The 6,856-nt window shown below is 70.0% G+C and carries 6 protein-coding genes; all 6 read right to left on the bottom strand.

The features are described from left to right. Positions 1-728: 728 nt before the first annotated feature. Positions 729-1,010, bottom strand: a complete 282-nt coding sequence (locus tag ACIBPC_RS32010; protein WP_398849622.1) for a hypothetical protein — start codon at positions 1,008-1,010, stop codon at positions 729-731. A 163-nt stretch (positions 1,011-1,173) separates the two neighbouring features. Next, a complete protein-coding gene (locus ACIBPC_RS32015) occupies positions 1,174-1,719 on the bottom strand; it encodes a hypothetical protein (protein WP_398849624.1) in 546 nt (181 codons plus the stop codon). 70 nt (positions 1,720-1,789) lie between these two features. Continuing rightward, complete coding sequence (locus ACIBPC_RS32020) at positions 1,790-2,578, bottom strand: hypothetical protein (RefSeq protein WP_398849626.1); 789 nt, start codon at positions 2,576-2,578, stop codon at positions 1,790-1,792. Between the two features lie 55 nt (positions 2,579-2,633). Beyond that, positions 2,634-3,416, bottom strand: coding sequence for a hypothetical protein (locus ACIBPC_RS32025; protein ID WP_398849628.1), 783 nt, complete (start codon positions 3,414-3,416; stop codon positions 2,634-2,636). A 132-nt stretch (positions 3,417-3,548) separates the two neighbouring features. After that, the gene (locus ACIBPC_RS32030) at positions 3,549-3,854 is read right to left on the bottom strand and encodes a hypothetical protein (RefSeq protein WP_398849630.1); all 306 of its coding nucleotides are present in this window, start codon (positions 3,852-3,854) and stop codon (positions 3,549-3,551) included. Positions 3,855-4,443: 589 nt separating this feature from the next. Next, positions 4,444-6,408: a type IV secretory system conjugative DNA transfer family protein gene (locus ACIBPC_RS32035; RefSeq protein WP_398849632.1), complete on the bottom strand. Its 1,965-nt coding sequence runs from the start codon at positions 6,406-6,408 to the stop codon at positions 4,444-4,446. Positions 6,409-6,856: the final 448 nt, after the last annotated feature.

A 6,856-nucleotide genomic window follows, 5' to 3' on the forward strand; every position in this document is an offset into this window, starting at 1 on the left:
CCCGCGGAGCGGGATACTCGGCGCTGGCGCGCCGAGTAGAGAGAACGCCCCGCAAGCGGGGCGTTATTCCCCCGCAAGCGGGGGAATGGGAATTCCGCAAGCGGAATTCCAAAAGCGCATGCTATTCGCGCAAGCGCGAATAGCGGGAATCCCGCAAGCGGGATTCCTCTGGCCGGCTACGAGGGAGGGTGCATCGCGTGCGGGCCTGTGTAGCTGCTGGGAAACCAGGCCACCACCCACGGTGGGGGCATGGACAGTCGGCCCCCGGACCGGGGGCCGACGACACAGTGAAGGGCTCCGGTGCGCTCCGCCGGAACCGGGCCGTCCGTGAAGTTCCGCTGGTCCCCTCGCCCTCGGGGAGGATTCTTCCGCTTGCCAGTGATGCACCGTGGCGGTCTGCTGTGTAGCTTCTGGGAAAAACTGTCTCCTCCCCCGGCTCGGATAAATGAGGATGGAGAGCGGCACGTAATGCGCCTCCAGCCCGCACGGGTACCGGGCTGGAGGCGCATGCAATTAGTCGCGGGCCGCTGGCGGGCGGGGGGAGCAGAAACAGCCCACAAGAGTACCCACAAGCGCGCCGTCCGACCATGAGATGTCACGCATGAGGACGAAGTCCACGAGGGCAAGTGAAAAGACGACGGCGATGACGACGATGAAAGTTCGCCAGATGATTTCCTGCATCACAGGGGAAAACTCCTAGTTGAGTTGGGTTGAGTGGCGGCGTGGGTTCACTTCGTCTTGTTCTGGCCGAATAGCATGGAGTAGGCGATTCTTCCGCCTTCGTAGCGCATTTCTCGAATTGCTTTTACGGCGAAATCCAGAACCGCCGTCAGCGTCTTTTCGTCCAGCCCTCTACGGTTTTGAGGTTGCTTCCAGTACTCGACCATGGATTTAATTCCGGCGGCCTTGTAGAAAAGCGCGGTGTAGCGCTCCTCGCTCTCCATGTATTCCCACGGGTAGCGCCCCTCGCTCTCCATGTATTCCCACGGATAGACGTGCGGCTCCTGCACTGCTTCCCTCGGCTCTCGGTGAATGACTCATGGGAGTGCGTACGGGAGGGCTGAAGGCCCTACCCGTACGTTTGCATGTACGTTTGCCTGTACGCGGGGTGTGCTCCTCGCGTACAGGCAAACCAGGTCTAGCCTGTACGGATGCGTGGGAGACGGCCTGACCTTAGGTGGATCGGGAGTCTTCGACGGCGAGATGGAACTTCAGTCTGGGAACGGGAAGGATGCCGTCCTCATGAGCTGCACAAAGCGCCTTCTCGTCTTCCTCCCTATTCCCGAATCTAATGGTGTGGCTGTTGGCGGGGGCGGTGTTGCTGACTGTGACTCCGGGGACTTCCCTGGCTTTGCCGTCGGCTGGCTGGTAGGTCGCTGTCCTGGTCTTGGCGATCTGCTGCAGAACCTCCTTTTGGAACTCGGGGGCGACTTCCAGCCTGCGGACTACCTGATCGGGGTAGTAGAGGCAGACCCACCCGATGAATTCCGCCTCGTTGGTCACGGTCGGCTTTTCGTGGGATCGCTGTACCAGTGAGGCGGTGGCGATGCGCTGTCTGCGACCCGGCAGGGTGATGCCTACGGACTGGACGCCGTCCGTTCGGTTGGCGGCTTCCAGCAGCTTGAGGAGGTAATCCCGTGAGCGCTGGTACTCCTCTTTCACCTCGGCCAACAGGTGAGCTAGAGACAGCTCATAGAGCGCCGCTTCATGGAGTTTCAATTTCGACTTCCTTTCCGGCCCTGAATCATGGGGCCTTGCGTCTGTTAGTCCGCCGGGCTGACTACTGCTGTCAGAACGGAGGCGTCAGCTCGTGGGGGTAGATGGTCGGGGCGGTTGCGGCTCCGAAGATGCTTGCCCCCAGCCGGTAGACCGTGGTCGCGTCGGGCAGGTCGGCCCAGTCGAGTGCCGCTCGCATGACGTAGACGGCTCTGGCGAGCGGCGCCGGGGTCGGGGGAAGCGTGGTCGTGTCGAGCATTGTCGTCAGGCGCGCGAGGTCGGTAAGCGTCGCCATTTCGGACAGCAGCATCGCCAGGTGCGCGAGCAAGTACGCGGCGGCCTCACAGCGCCACTCGGAGCGCGGGAACGTGTGAAGGTCGATGATGGGGTCGAGCCGCTCGAACTCGGCGGTGCGTTCCAGGATGGTGCGGCCCTTGTACCGGACGCAGTCGTACGCGCTCTCTTCCGGGGGGCAGGCTGCCGCGCTGATGGCCATTGCCCCGGCGGTGGCTCCGGCGGCCCACAGGTCGGCGTGGGAGCCGGTGGGCGAGCTGCGCAGCAGTCCCAGCGGTTCGGGGCGGCCGTAGGTGTCTCCGGCGTCGATCGCCCGTCCTGTCCGGCCGCTGAGCGCGAGGTACCACGTTTCGCGGGCGCTGAGCTGCTGGCGCCAGCGGGCCCGCTCCGTGTCGGTGAGGGGGCGCAGGTCGGGGGTGCGGTACGTCTGGCGGCGGGTGATCCAGCGGACTTCCGCAACTTCGTTGCCGTGGCGGTCGTCGGCCCGGATGCTTTCGATCCTGCCGGGCTCGACCCGCTCGGGGTCGTCGTCGTGGTGCCAGACGAACTGTCCTAGCCGGTATTCCATGGTGTCCTTCCTGGGGGCGGGGGGCGGGGGGCTGGTGCCCCCCGCCCTGGGGGGGTTAGGGGCGGTGGAGGGCCTGAGCGATGGCGCGCCCGGTGTCGATGACGGCCTGCGCCTGGGCCTGGATGAGGACGCGGCGCTTGGGGTCGGTGAGGTCGGCTGCGTCGGCGGGGAGCCGGGGCATCGGGGGCGGGTCGGGGAGTGGGCCGTCCAGGGCGTAGGAGGCGAGCCAGACGGCGGAGTACTGCGCGGCCTTGTCGGCGAGTCCGTGTCGCTGCGCGAGGGTGAGCATGCCGTCCAAGATGGCGTCGCAGTGCTCTTCGGTCATCTCCGCGTCGGGGGGGCACGCGGTGAGGGTGGGGAGATCCGTCAGGGCGTCGCGGAGCTGGTCGGCGGTGGTCTGCCACGTCTGGGCGTAGGGGGCGGTCTGGGGGTCTGGGGCCTCGGGGTCCGTGGGCTTGACCTGTGCGTGGGTCCAGAGCTTGCCCGTCAGAAACCCGTGCAGGCGGCCACCGTCGTCGCTGGTGGCGTTCTTGCTGCGGCGGAGGATGCTCCGGTAGATGAGCAAGCCCTTCTCCCCCTCCTGCACCTGCTGGCCGCGTCGCTGCCAGCCCTTGTAGTTGTCCACGAAACAGAAGGGAGCCTGTTCCGCGATGACCGCGAGGTTGGTAATGGTGGGGCGGCTGGGGTGCATTCCGGCGGTCCACAGGAGGCGGTGCCACGCCACCTCGCTGGTGAGGAGGCTGTCTAGCGCGGTGTCGGCCAGCCGGTTCAGCCAGGTCCGGCGGTCGGCAGGGGTGAGGTCCGGGGGGAGTGTGGCAATGGGAGTTTGCGTGAGCATGCATCTTCTCCTTGGCCGTGAGGTGGGGGGCTGTCCGGCGGTGGGTGCTGCCCTCTTGTCGCCGGTGGGGGTGTGGTGCTGCGGGGTCCGGGGCTTGGGCGGCGCGGGCGGCGCCCAAGCCCCGGCGCGCCGTCAGAACGCGCTCTTGATCTTGAGGTCGGCGTAGGTGGCCTTGACCTGCTTGGTGGTCAGCGCTTGCAGCGCGTGAAGGTCCAGCGTGGGGCGGGGCTGGCCGAGCCTGCGGGCCAGCTTGCGGCCGACGACCACTGCCTTGCCGTAGACCGCCTGTCCGGCGAGCGCGGAGGCGTAGCGGTTGCCGTGGTACTGCGGGTGCTGGTGGCGCCGGATCACGAGCACCCGGTCCCCGCTCAGCTTGAAGAGCCGGGGGTTCTTGTCCTTGATCGCCGTCTCGAAGTAGGCGGCGGGGTCGTCCTCCATCCAGCCATTCGTGACCTGCGCGGGGAATGCGTAGTCGGGGGGGTTGAGGAGGAGTACTGCGCCGCTGGTGACCGCCATGGTCCTTTTCCTGTCTCTGGACTGCACTGACGCCGGGTCCCGGGTGCCGCCCCGGGAGGTTCCGACAAAGAAAACTATACAGCACGTCTTCGGAAAGGCCCTGGTCAAACGGGTTTTTTGGCGCGCGTGTCGCGAGGAGACGGTGGGGCGGCCGGACCTCCGGCGGAAGGGAGGCGGCGGGGGTGGGGAGGGTCCCTCCGGTCGATCGGCGCTCGCGGTGGGCCGCGCGCGGGGTGGGGGGGCCGGGTCCGCCCGGCGGCGTGGTGACACGCCCGGAGGGCGAGCGTCAACGCGGCGACGGGCGGGCCTGGAGCCTCCGCCCCGGGTGTGGCAGGGTGCGGAGTGGCGATCGACCGGAGGGACCCTCCCCACCCCCGCCCAGGGGTGTACGCGCACCCCCGCCGGGCCGCAGCTCACGGACGGCCGGGCCTACTCCCCTCTGGGCTGATTGGCCCCCCGGAGGGCCGCCGGAGGCATCCTCCGCGCCGGGGCCGGCCTATCCGACCCGCCGTCAGCCCCACATCTCCTCTCCCTTCACCCGGGGCCGTGGCTCCGGTGAAGACTTCGCCAGGTCAGCCTGTCCGCTGTCCGCCGGGGCCTCGACCACGTCGTCCACCACGTGGCCGCACTCGCCGCCGACGGCATCCGCGACAGGAAGCACCGACGCCGGGGACATCGCCACCTGGACGGTGCCCGTGGCGAAGAGAGGGTCGCCGACAGCGAGCACCGCGCGTCCCCGCGGCAGCTTCCGCAGGACATCCTGCGGAACAACAGCCGTCCGCACGGGACGAAGCGTTCCCTCGCCCAGCGTCGCGGTCGCCGTCCCGAAGAGGCCGACGTCGTCGTGGACACGGATCGTCTCCTCCCAGGCGGGCTCCGTGCCCAGCAGCGTGGACGCGGTCCGGGAACCGGCAGCCTGCCGGTGCACGATCACGACGTTGGAGTTGGCGACGACCTGGGCCGCGAACGCAGGCGAGACGCCTTCCAGGTCCGCGAGGTCCTGCGTGGCGAGGAGCAGCGCGCCGCCGGCGGCGCGCATGCGGGCGAACATCCCCGCCATCGCGGTTCCGCCGAGCCCGGTGAACTCGTCGACGCCCGCCAGGAACATGCCGTGGGTCCCCCAGCCGGTCGCGAGGAGCTGGTGGCCGACGCTGGCGAGGTCGGTCAGGAGGAGGCTGCCGACCTGGCGGGCAGCCCGCGCGTCGTACGCGGACGCCAGGGAGGCGAGCACGACGTCGCCGCGGCCGATGGACTCCAGGAGGTCGATGCCCGACGGATCGTCCGTCAGCACGCGCTCTGCGTCCCCCGCGGACATGTTCTGAATACGAGCGGTGAGACCCGGGAGCGAGCGGCGAAGGTCACGTCCATCGCGGGAGAGGTACACCAGGTAGGTGTGGACGGCGTGCGCGACATCGGCGCTCAGCAGCGGCACCCGCTCGGCCAGGCCGCGGACGCCCTCGCCCATCAGCCGTCCCAGGTCCGGCAGATCCCGGCGCCAGGCGCGCTGGACGCCTCCGAGGAAGACGTCCTCGACCTCGCGGTGGACCAGGTCGTCGAGCGCCACCATGACGTGCCGCAGGTAGACCTCGGCGGCCTCTCGGTGATGGGGGGACTCGAACCCGCCGCCGGCGGTCTGGTCGAGCGTCTCCACGATCCGCGCGCACACCCGCGGCGCCGTGCCATGACGGATCGGGTTGTACCGCTCCCCGTCACCCGTGACCGTGATCAACCTGAACCTGCGACCCGCGGCCTCCGCGATGCTGCCCATCTCCCGCACGAACGCCGGATCGGCCTTCATATCGGCGAACACCACCGGAACCGGCGCAGCGAGTCCGCGCGCCTGCGGACTCGCCGTCAGCTCGTAGATCAGCCGCGCGACCGTCGACGACTTCCCCGAGCCCGTCGCCCCCGACACCAGCGTGTGCTCGCGCAGCGCGGCGGCCGGGAACCCGAAGACCTCGCCAGTGTGCACGTCGACGCCCATACGCACCGTCAGGTCATCCACCCGCGACACCGCAGAACCCGCCACCGCCTCCTCCTGCCGCAACTGCCCGACGCGGTCGGCGAGCTCCCCGTCCGGGAGTACGGCGGGGACCTCCCTCCACGGCGCACGGAACCGCCACCGCCACACCAGAACCCCCCCGCCGACCATCAGCCCGGACGCGACCGCGCCCGGCGCCAGACACGCCAGCCAGACCGGCCACCGCTCTCCAGCGTCCGCGAGCAGCGAGACCGGACCGCCCGCCACGGTCGCGGACTCCAGCGCCTCGCCGTACGGGCGCAGGTACAGCTCCCAGCCCCCGGACAGCCCCAGCAGCACCGCCAGGCCGCCCCCGACGGCGGTCACCGTCCACCGCACCCCCAGCGACGACGAACGCCCGCCCACCAGCACCACGAGCGCGACCAACCCCGACACCGGATTCAGCAGCGCCCACATCGCACCCGCCGACCGGAACAGCGCCTCCCACCCCGACACCGGCCGACGCTCCGCCCCACCCCACCGCGCACGCGGACGCCCAGGAGTCGGCATCACCCCACCCTCATCACCCACCGGAACACCTCCCACACACTCAGCGAACCCCGCGACCGTACCGACTCCCGCAGCCCGCCACCCACCCCCACCGCCGACCACCGACCCGCCGAGCGGCGCAACGCGCCGCTGCACCACCCACCCACCGAGGGGCCGGGGCCCGCTGCTTCAGCAGCGCGCCGCAGAGGGAAGGGGGAGGCGGAGCGCAGCGGAGCCGGAACCCCTTCCCTCTGCGGCGGGTGGGGTGGAGGGGGCCCCGCTGCGCCAGCAGCGGCCGTCGCGCCAGCGACGGGGGGGCGTCGCGCCAGCGACGCCCCCCGCCCCCCCCCCCCCCCCCCCCCCCCCCCCCCCCCCCCCCCCCCCCCCCCCCCCCCCCCCCCGCCCCCCCCCCCCC

The organism is Streptomyces sp. NPDC049879, from assembly GCF_044461265.1.
GTDB lineage: Bacteria > Actinomycetota > Actinomycetes > Streptomycetales > Streptomycetaceae > Streptomyces.